We start from the raw sequence: 22,230 nt of genomic DNA, 5'->3' as shown, positions 1-22,230 counted from the left end.
TTAGACCTTGGTCGAATTCGCCGCCATCTACGACCAATGGCGAATAGGCGCGCACCGCGGCTGCCCGCACCCTCGACCGCGTGCACTGATTCCGGGAGGGGAACGATGAACGCACGCTCCATCCGCAAGCCGTTGGCGCTTGCAATCGCGACGGCGCTGCTGCTGCCCGGCATGGCCTTCGCGCAGACCGCGAAAGAGAAGGAACTGGAAGCCCGCATCGCCCAGCTGGAGGCACAGGTGCAGGCACTGCTGGGCGCACAGCAGCAACAGCAGGCCGCGATCACCCAGCAGCAGGGCACGCTGGCGCAGGCGCAGGCGAAGCTCGATGCCGTGCAGGTGGCGCAGGCCGACGGCAAGCCGAAGATCCAGTCGGCGCCGATCCTGGCCAGCGGCAATCCGGACACGCGCTTCAGCTTCGGCGGCTTCATCAAGCTCGATGCGATGGCCACCAGCACCAACGCCGGCGAGATCGCCGACGGCAGCGCGGGGCGCATGTTCTACCTGCCCAGCGCGATCCCGGTGGGCGGCGCCGACGAGTCGCGCACCGACCTCGACAGCCACGCGCAGTTCTCGCGTTTCTGGTTCGCCAGCGACGGCGAGGTGCAGGGCCACAAGGCGCGCGCCTACCTGGAGTTCGACCTGTTCGGCGGCGGCATGGCCAACCTCGGCAACCAGGCCTCCACCAATACCCATGGGGTGACCGTGCGGCAGGCCTACGTGAGCTGGGACAAGTGGCTGGCCGGCCAGACCTGGTCCAACTTCCAGGACGTGGCCGCACTGCCCGACGCGGTGGACTTCGTCGGCCCCACCGAAGGCACGGTGTTCGTGCGCCAGGCCCAGCTGCGCTACACCAGCGGGCCGTGGTCGGTGTCGCTGGAAAACCCGCAGACGGTGGTCACCGGCTATCGCAGCGCCGCGCGCACCACCAGCGACGACGGCAACCTGCCCGACATCACCGCACGCTGGACCCACAAGGGCAGCTGGGGCCACTTCAGCGTCGGCGGCATCGCCCGCCAGCTGCGCCACGACACCGCCAGCACCCACGCCAGCGGCAATGGCTATGGCCTGAGCGTGTCCGGCAAGTACAACCTCGGCGCCAGCGACGACATCCGCTACATGCTTACCGGCGGCACCGGCATCGGCCGCTACGTCGGCTTCGCGCTGGGCCCGGACGGCACCCTGGATGCGGCAGCCAACGACATCGAAACCACCGGCGTGCTGGCCGGCTTCGTGGCCTGGCGGCACGTGTTCGATCCGAAGCTGCGCGGCAACCTGATGTTCTCGCGCGCGCAGCTGGACAACGACACCGACTGGACCGGGTTCGGGGTGACCAGATCCGCGCAGTCGTTCCACGCCAACCTGATCTATTCGCCATTGCCGAAGCTCGACGTCGGCGCCGAACTGATCTGGGGCAACCGCGAACTGGAAAGTGGCGCGGACGGCGACCTCCGCCGCGTCCACGCCACCGTCAAGTACAGCTTCTGAGGAGCACGCCATGTCCGACATGCAAGATCCGATGGTGGCCCACATCGAGGCCAACCCCGCCTACCAGGCGCTCAAGCGCAAGCGCAACGGCTTCGGCTGGACGCTGACCATCCTGATGCTGATCGTCTACTACGGTTTCATCGGCCTGATCGCGTTCGACAAGGAATTCCTTGCCCAGCCGATCGGCAGCGGCGTCACCACCCTCGGCATCCCGATCGCGTTCGGGGTGATCGTGTTCACCATTGCCATCACCGGGCTGTACGTGCGCCGCGCCAACAGCGAGTACGACCGCCTCACCGCCAAGATCCTGGAGGATGCCGCCCGATGAACGCATCGAAGATGAAGGCAGCGCTGACGCTGGCCGCGATGTCGGCCAGCAACGTGGCGCTGGCCGCCGGCGGCGATCTCGGCCAGGTCGACAAGCAGCCCACCAACTGGGTGGCGATCAGCATGTTCGCGGTGTTCGTGCTGGCCACCCTGTGGATCACCAAATGGGCGGCGGCGCGCACCCGTTCGGCCTCGGATTTCTATACCGCCGGTGGCGGCATCACCGGCTTCCAGAACGGGCTGGCGATCGCCGGCGACTACATGAGCGCGGCCTCGTTCCTCGGCATCTCGGCCATGGTGATGAGCAGCGGCTTCGACGGCATCATCTATTCGGTGGGCTTCCTGGTCGGCTGGCCGATCATCACCTTCCTGATGGCCGAACGCCTGCGCAACCTCGGCAAGTTCACCTTCGCCGACGTCGCCGGCTATCGCTTCCAGCAGACCCCGATCCGCGCCTTCGCCGCCTCCGGCACGCTGGTGGTGGTGGCGTTCTACCTGATCGCGCAGATGGTCGGCGCGGGCGCGCTGATCAAGCTGCTGTTCGGGCTGGAATACTGGATCGCGGTGGTGATCGTCGGCGGCCTGATGATGGTCTACGTGCTGTTCGGCGGCATGACCGCCACCACCTGGGTGCAGATCATCAAGGCCTGCCTGCTGCTGGCGGGCGTGACCTTCATGGCCTTCATGGTGCTGGCCAACTACGGCTTCAGCCCGGAGGCGCTGTTCGCCAAGGGCGTGGAGGTGAAGACCCAGCTGGCGGCGGCAGCGGCGGCAACACCCGAGGAGGCCGCAGGCGCGGCGGGCAAGGGCTTGTCGATCATGGGACCGGGCGGCTTCATCAAGGACCCGATCAGCGCGATCAGTTTCGGCATGGCGCTGATGTTCGGCACCGCCGGCCTGCCGCACATCCTGATGCGCTTCTTCACCGTGCCCAACGCCAAGGAAGCGCGCAAGTCGGTGTTCTGGGCCACCACCTGGATCGGCTACTTCTACATCCTGATCTTCATCATCGGCTTCGGCGCCATCACCATGGTGCTGACCAACCCGGAAATGGCCGATGCCGGCACCATCAAGGGCGGCGCCGGCGCGGCCAACATGGCGGCGGTGCTGGTGGCCAAGATGGTAGGCGGCAACGTGTTCTTCGGCTTCATCTCGGCGGTGGCCTTCGCCACCATCCTGGCGGTGGTGGCCGGCCTGACCCTGTCCGGCGCGTCGGCGGTGTCGCATGACCTCTACGCCACCGTGCTGAAGAAGGGCCAGGCCGACAGCGCTTCCGAGCTGAAGGTCTCGCGCATCACCACGGTGGCGCTGGGCGTGATCGCAGTGCTGCTGGGGATCGCCTTCGAAAAGCAGAACGTGGCCTTCATGGTGTCGCTGGCCTTCGCCATCGCCGCCTCCGCCAACTTCCCGGTGCTGATCCTGTCGCTGCTGTGGAAGGACTGCACCACCCGCGGCGCGGTGATCGGCGGCTTCCTCGGCCTGGTGTCCTCGGTGGCGCTGACGGTGGTCTCGCCCTCGGTGTGGGAAGCCACGCTGGGCAACCCCGCCGGCTCGGCCTGGTTCCCCTACACCTCGCCGGCGCTGTTCTCGATGGCGATCGCCTTCGCCGGCATCTGGTTCTTCTCCATCACCGACCGCAGCGCGCAGGCCGCCAAGGAACGCGGCGCGTTCAAGGCCCAGCAGGTGCGGGCGGAAACCGGCTTGGGCGCTTCCAAGTCCTCCGGCCACTGACGCGCCTCCCCCGCGTCGCGTACGCAGAACGCCGGCCGCAAGGCCGGCGTTTTCTATTTGCGGACCAGGGTCGCTTGCGGCCAGGGGAGGACGTTTGCGCTAGGGAGCGTTAGCTGACAGATCGGCATTCGACAGGCGGATGGTGCTTCGCTCGGCGTTCACGCGCCCTCCGGCGGCACCAGGTCGTAGTGGAAGACCTTGGCGATGATCCACCAGCGGCCATCCAGCTTGAGCAGGGAAAGCACGTCGTCGAAATGCTTGGGTGGCGATATGCATTGCACGCGCGCCAATGCGGTATCGCCGCCAACCAGCTCGATGGCCTGGACGTGCTCGCGCCGCGGGAACCCTTGCGAGGCGGCGGATCGACGGGCGTCGATCACCTTCCAGTAGGCGTCCATCGCCATCGTCAGCAGGCCGCCGTCGCTGGCGGTGGCGTACAGCGCCTGCGGGTGCAGGACTTCACTCAGGCGCCGGCTGTCGCAGTGATGCAAGGCGTCGAAGTACTGCTCCAGCAGCGCTTCGATCGCATCGCGATCGGCGGCCTGCCCAGCGGCCGCACGCTCAGTCATGGCTGCCTCCGGCGGCAGCAGCGCGCAGCGCGGTCACGCTGCGGCCGGCGACGCCCCAGTTGTCGGTATCGACTTCATCGATGACTACGAAGGTGGTCGACGGATCCTTGCCCAGCACGTCGACCAGCAGCGCCGTGGCGCCTTCGATCAGCGCCTGCTTCTGCGCACGGGTCACACCCTCGCGAGTGACTTGGATCAGGACATAAGGCATGGGTGTCTCCTCGCGTCAGCGCAGCAGGCCTTCGGCCTTCAATGCGGCTTGCACCGCCGGTCGCGCGGCCACGCGGCCGAGATAGGCGTGCAGGCGCGGCAGGTCGTCCAGATCAAGCGTCACGTAGGTGGCCCACTGGGTCACGGTGAACAGATAGGCATCCGCCACGGTGAACTCGTCGCCGGTCAGGTAGCCCTGTGCCGGCAGCTGCGCCTCCAGCCACTCGTATTTCTTGCGCAGCCGACCGCGCAGGATCGCCTTCGCCGCGTCATCCAGCCCGGGGCTGAAGATCGGCGTATAGGCCTTGTGCAACTCGGTGCCGACGAAGTTCTGCCACTCCAGCACGCGATAGCGCGGCAACCCGACCGGCGGCAGCAGGCGGTGGCTGCCTGCGAGCTCCGCCAGGTACTGGGCGATGACCGGGCCTTCGCTCAGGTACACATCCTTCGCCACCTCCAGCAGCGGCACTTGACCCTTGGAATTGATGGCGAAGAAGTCGCCGCCATCGGCGGTGAGGTGGCGCTGGGTGTCGATCTTCTCCAGCTCGAACGTGGCGTCGGTCTCCCGCAACACGATGTGGGTGGCAAGGGAGCAGGCGCCGGGGGCGTAATACAACTTCATGGGACGTCTCGCTGGGGGTCGGAAGCGACCGGTGTGCGCACCTTATTGCGCCAAATGAAGTTGATAAATACATAGAATTTCAATTGATTAGTGACTGGAAGGAATAACTGATGCGGCGCCAATCCGATGTCTTCGTGCTGGGTGCGATCGAGTTGTTCTGCATTGCGGCCGAGGCAGGGAGCTTTACTGCGGCTGCCAAGCACGCCGGGGTGACACCCGCGGCCGTGAGTCGCGCAATGGCCAAACTGGAACAGCGGTTGGGCGTCCGGCTATTCGCGCGCACCACGCGCAAGGTGCGCCTGACCGACGCAGGTCAGGTCTATTTCGCGAAGTGCAAACCCGCGCTGGCGCAACTGACCGAGGCCGAGCGCGAAGTCAGCGGCCAGCAGCTGCTTCCCGCCGGAACGGTGCGCATCAGCGTACCCACTCCGATTGGCCATCACCTGCTATTGCCACTGCTGACGCGGTTTCGTGTGCAATACCCGCAGGTGCGCATGGACGTGCATCTGTCCAACCGCAACGTCGATTTTTCCAGCGAAGAATTCGACCTGGCGATCCGTGGCCGCGACCAGCCCGATTCCGGACTGGTGGTGCGCAAGCTGCTCGATGCCCCCCTGTGCGTGGTGGCCGCGCCCGACTACCTGGCCCGACATGGCACCCCGCGCAAGTTGGACGACCTCGCTGCGCACGACTGCATCCAGTTCCTGCTGCCGCGCACCGGGCTACCGGTGCCATGGCGCTTTCGCACCGATGACGGAGAGGTGGAGCTCGCCACGGAAGGCGGACTGCATTGCGCCGAGGATCTGCTCGGCACGGCGACCCTCGCGCGCGCCGGCGGTGGCCTGCTGCAGACATATCGCTTCATCGTCGACGCGGACCTGCGCCAGGGCGTTCTGGAAGAGGTCCTGCCGCAACACGCAGGGTGCACGCGTCCGTTCTCGCTGGTGTATCCGGGCGCGCGCCACATGCCCTTGCGCGTCCGCCTGCTGATCGATTTCCTGGTCGCGGCGGTGGATCGACCTGCAACCCGATTCGGCATTGGCAACCCCTGACATCGAAGGCAAGGCGTCGTACCACCGGGATTCGCGCAACCCGACTTGAAAGTCCGCTTCGGGGCGCTTCCGGCCCAGAAGCGGACGTTCGGTTCAAGTCACGATTGGCGCGAGTGATCCACTCAGTCCGCATCGACAATCGGCCCGATTCTGCCGATGCAGGCTCAGTGCCCGGACGCGAACCCCGCACCCTCGTCCCGGTGGACGCCCAACTTGTCCACCAGGAATTCGCTGGCCTCGTTCAACCCGACCACCTCGACCTCCGCGCCGTGCCGGCGGAACTTCAGCACTACCCGGTCCAGCGCCGCGACCGCGCTTGTGTCCCAGAAATGGGCATCGCGCACGTCGATGACGACCCTGGCCGGGGCGTGCAGGTAATCGAAGCTGTTGGCGAACTGCACGGCCGAGGCGAAGAACACCTGTCCATGCGCCACGTAGACGCGCGCTCCGTCTTCCCTCAGGTAGTCGTCGACGGTCTGAAGCGCGCTGACCCGGCGGGTGAACGACAGTGCCGTCAGCAGCACACCCGTCAACACGCCCTTGGCCAGGTCGTGGGTGGCCCCGGTCATGACCACGGTGCCCAACATGATCAGGTTGGCCGACTTCGGGTGGGTCTTGAGTTCGCGGAAGCTCTTCCAGTGGAAGGTGCCGATGCTGACCATGATCATCACCGCGACCAGCGCTGCCATCGGGATGATCGAGACCCACTCCGCCGCGTAGACCACGAGCACCAGCAGCACGACGCCGGCAATCAGGCAGGACAGGCGGCCACGGCCACCGGCGGTGATGTTGATCACCGACTGCCCGATCATCGCGCAGCCGGCCATGCCGCCGAAAAAGCCGGTGACCACGTTCGCCAGGCCCTGCCCGGCCGATTCGCGGCGTCGGTCGGTGGGCGTATCAGTCATGTCCTCGACGATCTGCGCGGTCATCAGCGACTCGAGCAGGCCGACCACGGCCAGCGTCGCCGATACCGGCAACAGGATGCGCAGCGTTTCAAGCGTCCACGGAATGTCCGGGAACAGGAACGCCGGCAGGCTGTCGGGCAGCTGGCCCATGTCGCCCACCGTGCGGATGTCGATGCCCAGCCAGGCCACCGCGATGGTCAGCACCACGATCGCGACCAGCGGCGACGGCACCGCCTTCGTCGCCAGCGGCAGCAGGTAGATGATGGCCAGACCGGCGGCGCAGACGGCATAGACCTGCCAAGGCATCCCGACCAGCTCCGGCAACTGCGCCATGAAGATCAGGATCGCCAGCGCGTTGACGAAGCCGATCACCACCGAGCGCGAGACGAAGCGCATCAGTGAATTCAGGCGCAGCGCGGCAGCGAGCAATTGCAGCAGGCCAGCCAGGATGGTGGCTGCGAACAGATACTGCAGTCCGTGGTCCTTCACCAGGTCCACCATCAGCAACGCCATCGCACCGGTGGCCGCTGAAATCATGCCGGGACGCCCGCCGGCGATGGCGGTGGTCACCGCAATACAGAACGCGGCATACAACCCGACCTTGGGATCGACGCCCGCGATGATGGAGAAAGCGATGGCTTCGGGAATCAAGGCCAGAGCGACCAGGACGCCGGACAGCACGTCGCCGCGGACATTGCCGAACCACTGCTCGCGCAGCGGATAGGAAACAGACATGGGAAGACTCCTGGCGCGCCTTTGGATGGCGCGCGATGCGCAAGAAAATGGAACGCAAAACCCTTCTGCCGCCGAAAGGTGGCGGGCGGATGCATCAGGGAAGGGTCAGGGCGGAGTCATTCGCGGAATCGTTTCGAAAGCGCCGCAAGTCTATTGCGGCGCAGTCAACCACTCAAGTCATCAAGCACCATCGCAACGGATCGCCCCGGGGTGGGCGACCCAGCTCTCCCAAGCCTCCAGGCAAAGCTCGCAGGAGCCCGCCGTTCAGGTCGCATGCGACCGTCTTCGCGCGCCATTGACATCGCAGTCCTATCCTCAACTCGCCGATAGGCATCAACCCGGAGACTGTTATGACGATCAAACTCGCAATTGTGGCCGTGGCGCTGGGTCTCAGCCTGACCGCGTGCAACCGCGACCAGGCCGCCGACTCGGCCAACGAAGCCCAGGCCTCCGCTACGGAAGCCCAGGAAGCGGCGAACAACGCCGCCACCACCGGCGACACCGCAGCAGCGGCGACCGCGCAGGCCGCGGCGGATGCAGCGGCGGCTTCGGCCGACGCAGCGGCCACCGCAGCGGGCAATGTCGCAGGCAGTGACATGACCCGTCGCGAAGACATGGCCGACGCTGCCGAGAAGGCGGCGGACGCCGCCGAGCAGGCACAGGATGCCGCGGAAGAAGCCAACGCTTCGGCGGACGGCAAGAACAACACCGACGGCAAGTAATCCCCGCAAGGGGTACCAGGCAGCGCCGCTGGGTACTCGTCGTGCCAGCGCGCGCTGCCTGGATTTTTCGCATCATCAGATGGATGGCTTCATGGCGTTGCGGCCACACGCTGCGATGGACCAGCAGCTGTCCCGCAACCGGCTGCTATCCCGCCGGCCACCCGCGCGCCTGCAGCGCCAGCCAGCAAAACCCCACCGTGGTCGCATCGCCGAGCGCGCTGTGCCGCTCCACCATCGGCACGCCCAGCGTTTGCGCGATGTAGGCGAAGTCGAGGTTGACCGGCGCGTTCGGGCGCTGGCGGCGCTGCTGCCTGGCGACCTCATCGCCCAGATCCACCACCGCGTTCGGCAGGTCGAAGCCGGTCAGCGTGCGCACGTGCGGGCGCAGCATGTCGAGGTCGAAGCCCAGGTAGTAGCCCAGCAGGCGGCGGCTGCCCAGCCAGTGCAGGAACTCGCGCACCACGTCCGTCACCTGTTCGCCTTCGCTGGCTTCATCGGGGGTGATGCGGTGGTGGCGGATGGATTCGATGCCGAACGCGCGCGCGGTGTGGACGCGGCGTTCGAAGCGCTCCGACAGGCAGACGCGGCCGTCGCGCACGGGCACCGCGGCAAGGCTGAGGATATGGTCGCGGGCCGGGTCCAGGCCGGTGGTTTCCAGGTCCAGGCTCACCCATTCGCCGGCCGGCGGCGGTTGCCACAGCGCAGCCCATTCGCCGCCGGCATGGCGCCGGCGCAACCACCAGCGGGGCAGCGGCACCATCTCAGTCGCCCAGGTGGAAGGCGATGCGCAGGTGCTGCTGGAACGCCTTGACCACGCGCAGCGCGTCGCGCAGCAGGTCGCGGTCCAGCCGGCGCAGCGTTTCCGGGCGCAGGTAGTTGCCCGGCGTCTCGCCGGCGTCCAGCGCGGCCAGCTGCGCGTCCAGCCGCATCCGCTGCAGCACCGACAGGGTCTGGGCGAGGTCGCGCCCCAGCGCTGCGTCCAAGGCGCCGGCCTGCACCAGTGCCTCGCAGCGGGCGAAGCTGTTGCGCTGGCCGATGCCGTGCTGCAGCGCCAGGCAGCGCAGCCCGTGCACGATCGGGAAGATCCCGCCGCGCTTGATGTCCAGCCCGCGCTCGTCCTGCCGCAGCTGGCCGAAGAACGACAGCGGGCTGTCGAACTGCAGCGCCGCACGCGCCATCGCGTGCAGCAGGCGCTCGTCGCCACCCAATGCCTGCAACTGCGCGTCCAGCGGCGCGAACAGCGCGGCGTTTCCGGCCACCGGCCGCGCGTCGAGGGTGATCGACAGCGCCATCGCCGCCTGCGCGTCGTAGTTCGACCGCCAGCCCTGCAGGCGCGCGCGCCATTGCGCCGCGCCCATGCGCCAGTGCGGGTTGGACACCATCACCCCGCCGGGACAGGGCGGGTAGCCGATCTCGCCCAGCGCGCGGCTGAACCCGGCCATCGCCGCTTCCAGCGCCGTGTCGTCGCAGCCGTCGGCCACCACCAGCGCATTGTCCTGGTCGGTGCGCAGCAGCTGCTCGCGGCGGCCCTCGCTGCCCAGCACCAGCAGGCAGGCCTGGCGCTGCAGATCCGGCGGCAGCAGCAGTTCGTACAGGCGCGCCATGATCCGGCTGTTGAGCGCGCTGACCAGTTCCATCAGCGCCGGCATGCGCACGCCCTGCGCGTGCAGGGTGCGCACCAACCGGTGGATGCCGCGCGCGGCTTCCGCCACTTCCGCAACGCTGCGCGCGCGCGCCAGCCGCAAGGTGATGAGGTGGGAATGGCTGGCGTAGTGCGCCAGCACTTCGGCCATGCCCAGCGTGCCGACGATGGCGTCGCCGTCGCGCACCGCGACGCGTTCGATGCGGCTTTCGGCCATCGTCGTCAGCGCCTGGAACAGCACGTCGGTGGTCTGCTGCGCCACCAGCGGCCGGCTGGCCAGCGGGCCCACGGGCGCGTCCAGCGGCGCGCGCGCGCGGGTCAGCGCATCCAGCAGGTCGGTGCGGGTGACCACGCCGGGCTCGGGATGCGCCGGGTCGTCCACCAGCAGGCAGTCCACCCGCTCCTCGCGCAGCCGCGCGCTGGCATCCGCGATACTCATCGTTGCCGGCACGCGCACCGCCGGCGCCAGTTCCGCGGCGCCGACCGGGGTGACCATCAGCTCGGCCAGCTCGGAATCGCGGCCGCGCCGCGCCAGCTGGCCCTTCACTGCCAGCCCTTCCTGGAACCACGCGGCGAACGCGGGATAGTCGGCCAGCAGCTGGCGGAACACCGGCGCCGGGATCAGGTAGCTGACCACGTCGGTGTCGGCGCGATAGCTGTGGCGCGCGCGTCCGGCCATCACCGCCCACGCGCCGAACAGGTCGCCGCTGCCATAGCCGGCGAAACGCTGCTCGTGGCCGGCGGCGTCCAGGTCGAAGGCCTGCACCCACCCCTTGAGGATCACCACCACCCGTTCGGACGGCGTGCCGCCGCTGATGATGGTCTCGCCACGCGGGTGGAAGCCCATGTCCACCCTGGCGGCCAGACGCTGGCGGCCGGCCTCGTCCAGCAGGTCGAACGGCGGCTGGCTCAGGTCCAGCCCGGGCAGGCTCTCCATGCTGGCGCCTCCTCGCGCGGCGGCATCCTTCGGATCATGGCAGCGCCGCGCGGGCGCCACAACGCGACCTTCGGCGCAGCCGGCTGACTTCCTGCACATGCCCGCCGGGCCGATTGGCGCAGGATAGCCGGGCATTTCCATCGAGGTTCCGCCCATGCACACCCGTTCCCTCCGTCGCGCGCCGCTGGCGCTGGCCCTGCTGTGCGCCTTCGCCGGCGCCACCCTTTCCGCCTGCAAGCCGGCCGACGATGGCGCCCCGAAGGCCGTGGCGCCCCCCGCCAGCGCGCCGGCCGCCGCCGGCGTCGGCATCGACCTGGCCGGCATCGACAAGTCGGTGCAGCCGGGCGACGACTTCTACGCCTACGCCAACGGCAACTGGCAGAAGGCCACCGAGATCCCCGCCGACCGCGCCAGCACCGGCGTGTTCTACACCGTGTTCGAAAAGGCGGAGAAGCGCCTGGCCGACCTGGTGCAGTCGTTGCGCAAGCAGAACCCGGCCGCGGGCACCGACGCGCGGCGGATCGCCGACTACTACGCCGCCTGGATGGACGAAGCCGGCATCGAAACGCGCGGCCTGGAGCCGCTGCAGCCGACGCTGGACAAGGTGGAGGCAATTGCCGACGGCAAGGCGCTGTCGGCCTACCTGGGCGCCGGCCTGCGCGCCGACGTCGACCCGATCAACGCCACCAACTACTACACCGAGCATCTGTTCGGCCTGTTCGTGGCCGCCGGGCTGGATGCGCCGGACAAGAACACCGGCTACTTGCTGCAGGGCGGCCTGGGCATGCCGGACCGCGAGTATTACCTGTCCGCCGACAAGGACATGGCCGCCAACCGCGCCGCCTACCAGGCCTACATCGCCGCGCTGCTCAAGCAGGCCGGCAGCGCCGACGCCGACAAGCAGGCAAAGGCGGTGTTCGACCTGGAGATGAAGATCGCCAACGCGCAGGCCAGCGTGGTGGACACCCAGGACATCCACAAGGCCAACAACCCGTGGCCGCTCGCCGAGTTCGGCAAGCGCGCACCGGGCATCGACTGGCCGGCGTTCTTCGACGCCGCCCAGCTGTCCGGCCAGCAGACGCTGATCGCGTGGCAGCCGGATGCCATCAAGAGGCTGTCGGCGCTGGTGGCCAGTGCGCCGCTGCAGACCTGGAAGGACTACCTGCGCTTCCACGCGCTCAACCGCAGCGCCGCCCTGCTGCCCAAGGCCTATGCCGACCTGCGCTTCGGCTTCTACGGCACCCAGCTGTCCGGCACCACCGCGCAGCGCGACCGCTGGAAGCGCGCGCTGGCCGCCACCGACGGCGCGCTGGGCGACGCCATCGGCCAGCTGTACGTGAAGCAGTACTTCCCGGCCAGCTCCAAGGCGCGGGTGGAGGCGATGGTGTCGAACATCCTGGCCGCATTCCGCGACGGCGTGGACCAGCTGGCGTGGATGAGCCCGGAAACCAGGCGCCTGGCCAAGCAGAAGGCCGAGACGATGAAGGTGGGCGTGGGCTATCCCGACCGCTGGCGCGACTACTCGGCGCTGGAAGTGAAGGCCAATGATCCGCTGGGCAACACGCAGCGCGCCGAACTGGCCGAATACCGCCACCAGCTGGCCAAGCTGGGCAAGGCGCCGGACCGCGGCGAGTGGTGGATGACCCCGCAGACCGTCAACGCGGTGAACCTGCCGCTGCAGAACGCGATGAACTTCCCGGCCGCGATCCTGGAAGCGCCTTTCTTCGATGCCGGTGCCGACGATGCCGCCAACTACGGCGCCATCGGCGCGGTGATCGGCCACGAGATCAGCCACGGCTTCGACAACCTCGGCGCCGAGTTCGACGCCCAAGGCCGCCTGCACAACTGGTGGACGCCGGAGGACGCCGCCCACTTCAAGGCCGCGGCCGAACGGCTGGTCAAGCAGTACGACGCTTACGAGGCGCTGCCGGGGCTGCACATCAACGGCCGGCAGACCCTGGGCGAGAACATCGCCGACGTGTCCGGCCTGCAGGCGGCCTTTGTTGCCTACCACAAGTCGCTGGACGGCAAGCCGGCGCCGGTCATCGACGGCCTGAGCGGCGACGAGCGCTTCTTCCTCGCCTTCGCCCAGGCCTGGCGCAGCAAGGCGCGCGATGCCGCGCTGCGCTCGCAGGTGGTGGGCAACGAGCACGCCCCCGGCCAGTGGCGCGCGCTGACCGTGCGCAACATCGATGCGTGGTACGACACCTTCAAGGTGACCGAAGGCCAGAAGCTCTATCTGAAGCCGGATGAACGGGTGAAAATCTGGTAAGCGCCGGAACGGGCGCGGCTGCACAGCGCCCGGCAACGAAAACGCCGGCCATGCCGGCGTTTTCGTTGGGCCACCCACCGCATCGCGCGCATAAAAAAACCCGGCGCTAGGCCGGGTTTTTCGAATCACGCGTGGGCGTGGCTCAGAGCGGGCGGACCTGCTCGGCCTGCATGCCCTTCTGGCCCTTCACGGCCACGTAGGAGACCTTCTGGCCTTCCTGCAGGGACTTGAAGCCAGAGGATTCAATCGAACGGAAATGGACGAACAGATCGTCGCCACCGCCGTCCTGGGTGATGAAGCCAAAGCCCTTGGCGTCGTTGAACCACTTCACGGTGCCGGTTTCGGTCTGGGACATAGCAATACTCCTTGTAACGGATGAAATGCCGCGGATGCGGCGTTGACGCTGGCTGCAAGGAGATTGAGAAACGGGTGTAACGATGCAGGTAACTGCAACATTCAGGCCACGATTCAAGGTGACCCTTGTCATTCAGCGAGGCCACGGTAGGCCAATTCGTCGGGGAAAGCAATCCATTCGCGCAAAATCCGTTCAGCTAGCCCCGGCGCCGGTGTCCGCGGCACCCGCTCAGCGCGGTGGCGCGGCCAGTTCTCGAACATCGAGGACTCCATCGCGGTTGGCGTCCTGCCGATGGAAGCGGGCGGCCAGCAATGCGCGATGGGCCTCGCGGGTGAGCGCCTCGCCGCGGCCACCAGGCTGCTCGGCGGCGGACAGAACGCCGTCGCGATCGCGGTCCATCCGCTCGAAGGCGTAGCTCATCCAGTCCTGATACTCATCCAGGCCGACGCGGCCGTCTCCGTTGCGGTCCATGCGCGCCAGGTAGTCGTGCGCGCGCTGGACCTGCGCCGGCAGCGCCATCGGCGCGAGCAGCAGCAGGACAAGGCCCGCGCGCCTCACGCGGCGCCCGCCGCCCGCGACGGAGCGCAGGCGGCGCGTGGCGTCAGGCCTGCGCCAGCGCATAGCCGCGCAGGCGCACCGCGTAGTCCTGCAGCGCACGCACGCCGCTGGCCTCGGCCTCGGCACACCAGGCCTGCAGCTGGCGCAGGCGCTCGGCGGCATCGTGGCCGCGGCTTTCCAGCACGTCGGCCAGGCGCTTGCGGTGTTCGATCAGCGCCTGGATGCGCGGGCGCGCATCGACCCACGCCTGCAGCTGCGCGCGCGCCTCGGGATTCAGCCAACGGCCGTCGTCCACCATGCCCTTGCGCAGCTGGCGCGGCAGCAGCGCGCGCAGCCTGGCGCCAGCGGCGGCGGCCTCTTCCTTCAGCGCCGGCTTCAGCACGTTGCGCTGGTAATCGGTCATCGCCTGGAAGCGGTGCGCCAGCAGCGCCCGCAGCGTCTCCGCATCCGGCATGGCGATGTTCGGACGCAGGTTCAGCGACGGCGCCACCCGCAGCACCTTCGCCAGGTGCAGCTTCTCCAGCAGTTTGATCGCCGCCCAGCCGATGTCGAACTCGAACCGGCGCAGCGCGAACTTGGCCGAGGACGGGAACGCGTGGTGGTTGTTGTGCAGCTCCTCGCCGCCGATCCAAACCGCCCACGGGGTGAGGTTGGTGGCGGTGTCGGTGGTCTCGAAGTTGCGGTAGCCCCACCAGTGGCCCAGTCCGTTGATGACGCCGGCGGCCCAGAACGGGATCCATGCCATCTGGATCGCCCACACGGCCACGCCCTTGGCGCCGAACAGCACCACGCTCAGCGCCAGCAGCACCACCACGCCGGCATTGGAAAAGCGGGTATAGAGATTGCGCTCGATCCAGTCGTCCGGGCAGCCCTTGCCGTACTGCTCGATGTCGGCACGCGCCAGCCGCGCTTCGCGGTACATGTCCGCGCCCTTCCACAGCACGTTGCCGATGCCCTTGTGCATGGGGCTGTGCGGGTCTTCCGCGGTCTCGCACTTGGCGTGGTGCTTGCGATGGATCGCCGCCCACTCTTTCGTGATCATCGAGGTGGTCAGCCATGACCAGAAGCGGAAGAAGTGCGCGATCAGCGGATGGAAATCCACGCCGCGATGGGCCTGGCTGCGGTGCAGGTACAGGGTGACGGTGAAGATCGTGATCTGGGTCACGACCAGCAGGTACAGCAGCATCTGCCACCAGCCGAACTGGAGCAGGCCGCCAGCGAGGAAATCGAGCAGGGACGCGGGCATGGGGTGACTCTGGGGGGAAGTTGGCGCCGGTCGACGGCCGATCCATGATGCCACGGCGTGGCTGTACGCGGCCCTGCCGCGGCATCATGGGCGCATGCCCGAACTGCCCGAAGTCGAGACCACCCGCCGCGGCCTGCTGCCGCACGTGGTCGGCCAGCGCGTCGCCCACGTGCGGCTGCGCCGGCCCGACCTGCGCTGGCCGATCCCGCGCGAAGTGGAGGAGCTGCTGCCGGAGCAGCGCATCGAAGCCATCCGCCGGCGCGCCAAGTACCTGCTGCTGGACACCGCGGCGGGCAGCGCCCTGCTGCACCTGGGCATGTCCGGCAGCCTGCGGGTGCTGCCGGAGGACACCCCGGTGCGCGCGCACGACCACGTCGACATCGCGCTCGACAACGGCCGGGTGCTGCGCTTCAACGACCCGCGCCGGTTCGGCTGCCTGCTCTGGCAGATGCCCGGCGAAACCCATCCGCTGCTGGCGGGGCTGGGCCCGGAACCGCTGCCGGACGACGTCGACGGCGCGGCTTTCGATGGGGACTATCTTTTCGAACTCAGCCGCGGCCGCAGGGCGCCGGTCAAGACCTTCCTGATGGACCAGTCGGTGGTGGTGGGCGTGGGCAACATCTACGCCGCCGAGGCGCTGTTCAGCGCCGGCATCTCGCCACTGCGCGCCGCCGGCAAGGTGTCGCGCGAACGCTACGCTGCGCTGGCGGATGCGGTGAGGGGGATCCTGGCCCACGCCATCGCCCGCGGCGGCACCACCTTGCGCGACTTCATCAGCCCCGACGGCGCGCCCGGCTACTTCGAACAGGAGCTGCTGGCCTACGGCCGCGGCGGGCAGCCCTGCCCACGCTGCGGGCGCGCGCTGAAGCAGGCCAGCATCGGCCAGCGCGCGACGGTCTGGTGCGGCCACTGCCAGAAGTGAGCCGCCATTCGCTATAGTCCCGGCGTCCCCCGACGCCCCTGCCGACCCGAATGACCGATCCCGGCGACATCACCGTGCTGTTGGACGCCGCCCGCGATGGCGATCGTTCCGCGCTGGACCGCGTGCTCTCCACCCTGTACCAGGAGCTGCACGGCATGGCGCGCCGGCAGCTGGCCGGGCAGCAGTACGGCCATACCCTGGACGCCACCGCGCTGGTGCACGAGGCTTACCTGAAGCTGGTCGGCCGCGGCAGCGGCAACGCCCAGTTCGACGACCGCGCGCATTTCTTCGCCTACGCGGCCTCGGCGATGCGCTCGGTGATCGTCGACTACGCGCGCCAGCGGCTGGCGCAGAAGCGCGGCGGCGACCTGCACCGGGTCACCGAACTGCCGGAAAACCTCGAGGGCGGGCTCAGTCTCGACGAGGACATGCTGGGCCTGGACACCGCGCTGAACCGGCTGTCGTCGGTCGATCCACGGCTGACCCAGGTGGTGGAACTGCGCTATTTCGCCGGCCTGTCGGAGCTGGAAATCGCCGCCCTGCTGCAGCGCTCCGAGCGCAGCGTGCGTCGCGACTGGCAGAAGGCGCGGATGTTCCTGCTGGCTTCACTGCAGGAACCATCGCGCAGCTGACCGCAAGGTCGGCGGACGCGGGGGAGCCGCATGGACATCGAGCGCTGGCAACGCCTGTCCCCGCTGCTGGACGCACTGCTGGAGCTGCCCGCCGACCAGCGCGAGGAACACCTGCGCACGCTGCACGACGAAGACCCGGCACTGGCCGCCGAACTGGCGCGCCTGCTGACCCTCGATGCCGGCGATGCCAGCTTCCTCGACAGCCCCGCGATGAGCCTGCCCGCCGGCGCCATGGCCGGCGTGCGGCTGGGCCCGTACCGGCTGGAGCGGCTGCTGGGCGAAGGCGGCATGGGCCAGGTCTGGCTGGCCGATCGCGCCGACGGCATGTACGAGCGCAAGGTCGCGCTCAAGCTGCTGCGGCCGGGGCTGGCCAACCCGCAGCTGCGCCAGCGCTTCGACCGCGAGCGCGACATCCTGGCGCGCTTCGCCCATCCGCACATCGCCCGCCTGCTCGACGCCGGCATCGACCACAACGGCCAGCCCTACCTGGCGCTGGAGTACGTCGAGGGCGAGCCGATCACCAGCTACTGCCAGTCGCGCCAGCTCGACATCCCGGCGCGGCTGGACCTGTTCCGCCAGGTCTGCGAAGCGGTCAGCCACGCGCATGCCAACCTGATCGTCCACCGCGACCTGAAGCCGTCGAACATCCTGGTGACGCCGGCCGGGCAGGTGCGCCTGCTCGATTTCGGCATCGCCAAGCTGCTCGACGTGCAGCCGCTGCCGGTGGAGCAGACCCGCACCGGCGTGCGCGCGTTCACCCTGCACTACGCCGCGCCGGAGCAGATCCGCGGCGAACCGGTCACCACCATGACCGACGTGTATTCGCTCGGCGTGGTGCTGTACGAGCTGCTGACCGGCAGCAAGCCGTATCGGCTGAAGCGGCAGACCGACGCGGAATGGGAGGAAGCCATCCTCGACGGCGTCCCGCAGCGGCCCTCGCAGGCGGCGCTGCGTGCCGAGCCCGAGGCCAGCCGCCCGTATTCGCCGGCGCGGCTGGCGCGCGAACTGGCCGGCGACCTCGACAACATCGTGCTGAAGGCCCTGGCCAAATGCCCGACCCGCCGCTACGTCTCCGCCGAGGCGCTGTCGCACGATCTGCTGTGCTATCTGCGCGGGCGGCCGGTGCTGGCGCGCGGCGAAAGCTTCGGCTACCGCACGCGCAAATACCTGCAGCGCCACCGCTGGGCGATCGGCACCGCGGCGGCGATCCTGGCAGTGCTGAGCGCGGCGCTGGGCGTGGTCGGCTGGCAGGCCCAGCGCGCGCTGCGCGAGGCCGCGCGCGCGCAGGCGATGCAGCGCTTCGTCACCGAACTGTTCCAGGACGCCGGCAGTTCCTCCAACACCCCGATCGACCTGCGCAGCCTGCTGGACATGGGCATCCTGCGCGGCGAACGCAGCCTGGCCCGGCAGCCGGAGGCGCGCGCCGAGCTGTACGGCGCGGTGGCCCAGCTGCGCCTGGGCCTGGGCGACTACCGCGAAGCCCACGAGCTGCTGGAACGCCAGTCGCGGCTGCTGCCGCTGCTGCCGGATGCACCCGCCAGCCTGCGGCTGGAAGCCGCCACCTTGAACGGCAACGTGTTCCAGCAGCTGGGCGATCCGCAGATCTGCACCGCGCGGATGCAGCCGCTGGAAGCCAAGGCCCAGCAGGAAGAACCGCGGCTGCCGCTGCAGTCGGCCGCGTTCTACGCCCAGCTGGGCCGCTGCCGGCGCGAGCTGGGCGACTTCGACGCCGCCCGCCGCCTGCATGCGCGCGCGCTGGAGCTGCGCCGGCGCGAGAAGGACGAGGCCGGGATGGCCGAAACCCGCCTCGACATGGCCAACCTGCAGTCGGCGATGGGCCAGCCGGGCGAGGCCATCCGCACCCTGATGGACGGCTTGGCCCAGCTGCGGCGGACGCTGGGCGCGCACCATCCGCAGGCGATCAACATGCTCCGCGCGCTGTGTTCGCTGGAGCGCGCCACCGATACCCTGGAGGCCGCCATCCGCGACTGCCGCGCCTCCCTGCGGCTGGCGCAGGAGCTGCACGGCAGCAACCATCGCGCCACCGTCGACGCCCATCGCCAGCTGGCCGCGCTGTACGTCGACATGGGTCGTTTCCGCGAGGCCGAAGCGATCTTCGTCGACACCACCGCGTGGATGAGCAGCCGCCTGGAGCCGCACCACCCGGACATGGCGCGCGCCTACAACAGCCTGGCGGTGGTGGCCTGGGAGCGCGGCGACATTGAGCGCGCGGTGGCCTACCAGCAGCGGGCAGTGGAGGCCTGGCGCAAGTCCGGCAATGCCGGGCTGATCGCCGCCGGCGTGTTCAACCTGGCGATGATCCTGCACGACGCCGGGCGCGACCACGAAGCGTTGCCGCTGGCACGCGAAGCGGCGGCGTTGCGCGCCCGCCAGTACGGCGCCCGGCACGCGCTGGTCGGCGACGACGAGCGCCTGCTGGGCGAAATCCTCGACGCGCTGGGCCAGCCGCAGGCCGCGCAGGCCGCACTGGAAGTAGCGGTCCGGTTGACCCGCGCCGGCTTCGGCCCCAATCACTCGCACACCCGCCGCGCCGAGATCTCGCTGGCGCGGCTGCAGGCCCGCCATGGCGATGCGGCAGCACCGGCGCGGCTGGTCGCGCTGGGCGACACCCGCAGCAACGACCTCGAACAGCGCAAGGCGGCGTGGCTGGCCCGCGCCTATGCCGCTGACCTGCAGTGCCGCCAGCGTCCCCACGCCGCACGGCTGGCGCTGGACGGCGTGCTGGCAGACATGCGCCCGCTGCTCCCGGAAGGCGGCGCGATCCCGCGCGAGGTGCAGCGCCTGCGCGACGCCTGCGGCAGCGGCCGACCGGCCGGCGCGACCATCGCCAGGCGCTGAGCGCCGCCGCGCCTGCGGGCGTCAGCCCGGCTGCAGGCTGTAGGTCCCGTACAGCGCCGCCTCGGCCATCACGTGTCCCTGCATGGCGCGCAGCGCATCGCCGGCCGTGAAGCCGTCGGCGAGGCCCAGACTGGGCACGTCGAGCGCGAACACACGGAAGAAGTAGCGATGCGTGCGCAGGTCGTGCGCCGGCGGATAGGGGCCGTCGTAGCCGAAGTAGCGCCCGCCCATGCCGGCATCACCGGCGAACCAGCCGGTGTAGTCGTTCAGCCCGCGCACCCCGCCGGCATCGCTGCCGGCCGGCTTGCCCTTCGCGGTGAATCCGTCGCTGCAGCTGCCGGCTTTGATCCCGCGGACATCCGCGGGGATGTCCGCCACCGCCCAATGCACGAAGTCGCCGCGCGGATGCGCCACCGGGATCGGAGTGGCGGCGTCGGCCACCAGCGCGCCGTCGGTGGGGGCATCGGTGTCGATGCACAGCAGCACGAACGAGCGGGTGCCGGCGGGCGCGTCGCCCCAGGCCAGGTGCGGGTTGCGGTTGCCGCCGAAGCCGTCCTTGCCGTCGCGCGCGCCCAGCGCGAATTCGGCCGGGATCGGCTGGCGGTGCTGGAAGCTGTCGCTGTGGATGCGCATCGGGATTCCTCGCTGGCAACGTTGCGCCGATTCTAGGACGGCGACCGCGCCGGCGCCGCCTGCAAAGCGTCGATGCCCGCGGCGGCGGCCAGCTTCGCGGCCACCCAGCGCTCCGCGTAGCCGTCCAGCGTCACGCCCTCGATGAAGCCGCAGTGGCCGCCGTGCGGCGCCAGCTCCAGCGCGATGTTCGGATAGCCGGCGATGCGACGGAACTCGTCGGCCGGGATCACCGGATCGTCCTCCGCCATCAGCACGTCGGCCGGCACCGGCAGCGCCTGCAGGCGGTCGCTGGCGACGGAATAGCCGTCGAAATACGCGTCCAGATGCGGGAAGCCGGTGTTGTGCGCCACCATCCATGCGGTCAGCGCGCGCATGCGCAGGCGCAGCACCTCGTCGCCGAAGGTATGCGCTTGCGGGAACAGCGCCCGCTTGCGCGCCAGCGAACGCCGCCATTTGTACTCGAAGTGGCGCATGTAGAACGCCGGCCCGGCTTCCATCGCATCCATGGTCCGCGCCGGGTCCAGCAGCGGACACACGGCCGCCACCCGCCGCAGCGGCACCCCTGCGGCAGGCGCATGCAGGGCCAGCCGCAGCGCGAAGTTGCCGCCCAGCGAATAGCCGGCGGCGACCAGCGGCAGCGCCGGCCAGCGGTCGGCCAGCGCGCGTGCCGCGCCCACCACCTCATCGAGGCGATTGGAATGGAACAGGCCTTCGTTGAGGTGATGGCTGTCGCCGTGGTCGCGGAAGTCCAGCCGGAACACCGCGAAGCCCGCCTGCAGCAGGCGCGCCGCGGTCAGCTGCATGTAGCTGGATTCGGCGCTGCCTTCCCAGCCATGCAGCAGCAGCGCCAGCGCGCGCGGCGCCGCGGCATCGGGCAGGCTGGCGACGCCCTGCAGGCGCACGCCGTCGCCGGCATCCAGCACCAGCGCGTCATGGCGCGCGCGAACCTGCTGCAGGCGTCGGCGCGCCCGCGCCTCCCGCAGCGGGCTGGCGGCGAGCACCGACTGCATATGCGGATTGCGCAGCCAGGCCGGCGGATCGAAGGTGGATGGCAGCAACGGCATGCGTCCGCCTCAGGCCTCGGACATCGCGCGCAGGACGCGCTCGCGCGCCACCCGGGCGATGCCGCGGCGGCCCTCGTGTTCGCCCGGCAGGATCGGCTGCATGAAGCACACCCGCAGCGGTCGCGCCGGCTCGCCGAGCAGGCGCACCAGGTTGCCGATGAAGTGTTCGCGCGGGGCGAATGCCACGATCGCCTGCGCCTCGCAGCGCGCGCCGTAGCACAGCGCCACCGGCTGCACCGGCGCATCGGCCTCCACCGCGGCGGTGAAGATGCGCGCATGGAAGGCGCCGAGTTCGCGGCCGTCGCGGGTGCCGCCCTCGGGGAACGCCGCCACCGCGCGGCCGGCGCGCAGGCGCTGCGCCATCTCGGCCATCACCAGCCCCAGCGAATCGCCGTTGCCGCGCTGCAGGAAGATGGTTTCGGCGTGGGTGGTGACCCAGCCCAGCACCGGCCAGCGGCGGATCTCCGACTTGGCGATGAAACCCATCATGTGCTGCGAATGCAGCGCCATGATGTCGATCCAGCTGACGTGGTTGGCCACGAACAGGGTGCCGCCCGGCAGCGGCGTGCCGATGCGCTGCACGCGCATGCCGAACACGCGCAGCAAGCCGCCCGCCCACCAGCGCAGGATGCCGTGCGACAGCGGCCCGCCGTTGCCGAGGGCCATCAGCAGCAGGGTGATGGGCAAGTGGATCAGGACGTGCCAGGCGAACAGCGGCAGGCGGTAGCAATAACGGAACGCGCGCATGG

The 22,230-nt window shown here is 69.3% G+C and carries 21 protein-coding genes; 9 read left to right on the top strand and 12 right to left on the bottom strand.

Annotation, left to right across the window (positions count from 1 at the left end):
• Positions 1–105 precede the first annotated feature (105 nt).
• The 3 genes from E5S66_RS01895 to E5S66_RS01885 are packed head-to-tail and all read left to right on the top strand — an operon-like array spanning position 106 to position 3,543.
• Positions 106–1,485 (top strand): DcaP family trimeric outer membrane transporter, encoded by a 1,380-nt coding sequence (locus E5S66_RS01895; protein ID WP_138347028.1) that lies wholly within the window; start codon positions 106–108, stop codon positions 1,483–1,485.
• A gap of 10 nt (positions 1,486–1,495) precedes the next feature.
• Positions 1,496–1,813, top strand: coding sequence for a DUF485 domain-containing protein (locus tag E5S66_RS01890; RefSeq protein WP_138347026.1), 318 nt, complete (start codon positions 1,496–1,498; stop codon positions 1,811–1,813).
• 11 nt (positions 1,814–1,824) lie between these two features.
• Positions 1,825–3,543 carry a cation acetate symporter gene (locus E5S66_RS01885; protein WP_212745316.1) on the top strand — a complete coding sequence of 573 codons (1,719 nt, stop codon included), beginning with the start codon at positions 1,825–1,827 and terminating at the stop codon, positions 3,541–3,543.
• Positions 3,544–3,701: 158 nt separating this feature from the next.
• Here the strand turns inward: E5S66_RS01885 and E5S66_RS01880 are convergent, their stop codons facing one another.
• From E5S66_RS01880 to gstA, 3 genes are read right to left on the bottom strand one after another with little or no spacing between them, the layout of a single operon-like run.
• Positions 3,702–4,112, bottom strand: coding sequence for a nuclear transport factor 2 family protein (locus E5S66_RS01880; RefSeq protein WP_138347022.1), 411 nt, complete (start codon positions 4,110–4,112; stop codon positions 3,702–3,704).
• Positions 4,105–4,323, bottom strand: coding sequence for a tautomerase family protein (locus tag E5S66_RS01875; protein ID WP_138347020.1), 219 nt, complete (start codon positions 4,321–4,323; stop codon positions 4,105–4,107). Before E5S66_RS01875 ends, E5S66_RS01880 begins: the two co-directional genes overlap by 8 nt.
• Positions 4,324–4,338: 15 nt before the next feature.
• Positions 4,339–4,944: a glutathione transferase GstA gene (gene gstA, locus E5S66_RS01870; protein WP_138347019.1), complete on the bottom strand. Its 606-nt coding sequence runs from the start codon at positions 4,942–4,944 to the stop codon at positions 4,339–4,341.
• 110 nt (positions 4,945–5,054) lie between these two features.
• Between gstA and E5S66_RS01865 the strand changes: the two genes are divergently transcribed.
• A complete protein-coding gene (locus tag E5S66_RS01865; RefSeq protein ID WP_138347017.1) occupies positions 5,055–5,996 on the top strand; it encodes a LysR family transcriptional regulator in 942 nt (313 codons plus the stop codon).
• A 164-nt stretch (positions 5,997–6,160) separates the two neighbouring features.
• On the opposite strand, the gene E5S66_RS01860 is transcribed toward E5S66_RS01865, so the two are convergent.
• Entirely contained in the window at positions 6,161–7,639 is a 1,479-nt protein-coding gene (locus tag E5S66_RS01860; RefSeq protein ID WP_138347015.1) for a SulP family inorganic anion transporter, read from the bottom strand.
• Between the two features lie 350 nt (positions 7,640–7,989).
• Between E5S66_RS01860 and E5S66_RS01855 the strand changes: the two genes are divergently transcribed.
• Entirely contained in the window at positions 7,990–8,361 is a 372-nt protein-coding gene (locus tag E5S66_RS01855; protein ID WP_038054468.1) for a hypothetical protein, read from the top strand.
• 145 nt (positions 8,362–8,506) lie between these two features.
• Here the strand turns inward: E5S66_RS01855 and E5S66_RS01850 are convergent, their stop codons facing one another.
• Positions 8,507–9,118 (bottom strand): exonuclease domain-containing protein, encoded by a 612-nt coding sequence (locus E5S66_RS01850; RefSeq protein WP_171033439.1) that lies wholly within the window; start codon positions 9,116–9,118, stop codon positions 8,507–8,509.
• A gap of 4 nt (positions 9,119–9,122) precedes the next feature.
• Entirely contained in the window at positions 9,123–10,940 is a 1,818-nt protein-coding gene (locus E5S66_RS01845; protein WP_171033438.1) for a putative nucleotidyltransferase substrate binding domain-containing protein, read from the bottom strand.
• 154 nt (positions 10,941–11,094) lie between these two features.
• Here E5S66_RS01845 and E5S66_RS01840 point away from each other — a divergent pair, with 154 nt between their 5' ends.
• The gene (locus tag E5S66_RS01840) at positions 11,095–13,212 is read left to right on the top strand and encodes a M13 family metallopeptidase (RefSeq protein ID WP_138347009.1); all 2,118 of its coding nucleotides are present in this window, start codon (positions 11,095–11,097) and stop codon (positions 13,210–13,212) included.
• 142 nt (positions 13,213–13,354) lie between these two features.
• Here the strand turns inward: E5S66_RS01840 and E5S66_RS01835 are convergent, their stop codons facing one another.
• From E5S66_RS01835 to E5S66_RS01825, 3 genes are all read right to left on the bottom strand, one after another.
• Entirely contained in the window at positions 13,355–13,567 is a 213-nt protein-coding gene (locus tag E5S66_RS01835) for a cold-shock protein (protein ID WP_028840395.1), read from the bottom strand.
• 228 nt (positions 13,568–13,795) lie between these two features.
• Complete coding sequence (locus tag E5S66_RS01830; protein WP_246037135.1) at positions 13,796–14,086, bottom strand: EF-hand domain-containing protein; 291 nt, start codon at positions 14,084–14,086, stop codon at positions 13,796–13,798.
• Positions 14,087–14,168: 82 nt separating this feature from the next.
• Positions 14,169–15,371, bottom strand: a complete 1,203-nt coding sequence (locus E5S66_RS01825) for a DesA family fatty acid desaturase (protein WP_138347005.1) — start codon at positions 15,369–15,371, stop codon at positions 14,169–14,171.
• 94 nt (positions 15,372–15,465) lie between these two features.
• On the opposite strand from E5S66_RS01825, the gene mutM reads away from it, so the two are divergent.
• Genes mutM through E5S66_RS01810 form a run of 3 tightly spaced genes read left to right on the top strand, consistent with a single transcriptional unit; the run spans position 15,466 to position 19,784 of the window.
• Entirely contained in the window at positions 15,466–16,293 is an 828-nt protein-coding gene (gene mutM / locus E5S66_RS01820) for a bifunctional DNA-formamidopyrimidine glycosylase/DNA-(apurinic or apyrimidinic site) lyase (protein ID WP_138347003.1), read from the top strand.
• 50 nt (positions 16,294–16,343) lie between these two features.
• Positions 16,344–16,925 (top strand): ECF-type sigma factor, encoded by a 582-nt coding sequence (locus tag E5S66_RS01815; protein ID WP_138347001.1) that lies wholly within the window; start codon positions 16,344–16,346, stop codon positions 16,923–16,925.
• 30 nt (positions 16,926–16,955) lie between these two features.
• Positions 16,956–19,784: a serine/threonine-protein kinase gene (locus tag E5S66_RS01810; protein ID WP_138347000.1), complete on the top strand. Its 2,829-nt coding sequence runs from the start codon at positions 16,956–16,958 to the stop codon at positions 19,782–19,784.
• A gap of 21 nt (positions 19,785–19,805) precedes the next feature.
• Here E5S66_RS01810 and E5S66_RS01805 read toward each other — a convergent pair whose 3' ends face one another.
• From E5S66_RS01805 to E5S66_RS01795, 3 genes are read right to left on the bottom strand one after another with little or no spacing between them, the layout of a single operon-like run.
• Positions 19,806–20,417, bottom strand: coding sequence for a YbhB/YbcL family Raf kinase inhibitor-like protein (locus tag E5S66_RS01805; RefSeq protein ID WP_138346998.1), 612 nt, complete (start codon positions 20,415–20,417; stop codon positions 19,806–19,808).
• 32 nt (positions 20,418–20,449) lie between these two features.
• On the bottom strand, positions 20,450–21,481 hold the full coding sequence (locus E5S66_RS01800; protein ID WP_425472149.1) for a YheT family hydrolase: 1,032 nt from the start codon (positions 21,479–21,481) through the stop codon (positions 20,450–20,452).
• Positions 21,482–21,490: 9 nt separating this feature from the next.
• Complete coding sequence (locus tag E5S66_RS01795; RefSeq protein ID WP_138346996.1) at positions 21,491–22,228, bottom strand: lysophospholipid acyltransferase family protein; 738 nt, start codon at positions 22,226–22,228, stop codon at positions 21,491–21,493.
• Positions 22,229–22,230: the final 2 nt, after the last annotated feature.

Source organism: Thermomonas fusca, from assembly GCF_005862345.1.
GTDB lineage: Bacteria > Pseudomonadota > Gammaproteobacteria > Xanthomonadales > Xanthomonadaceae > Thermomonas > Thermomonas fusca.
Note: the sequence above shows the minus strand (reverse complement) of the source record. Positions and strands in the feature narration are given on the sequence as shown.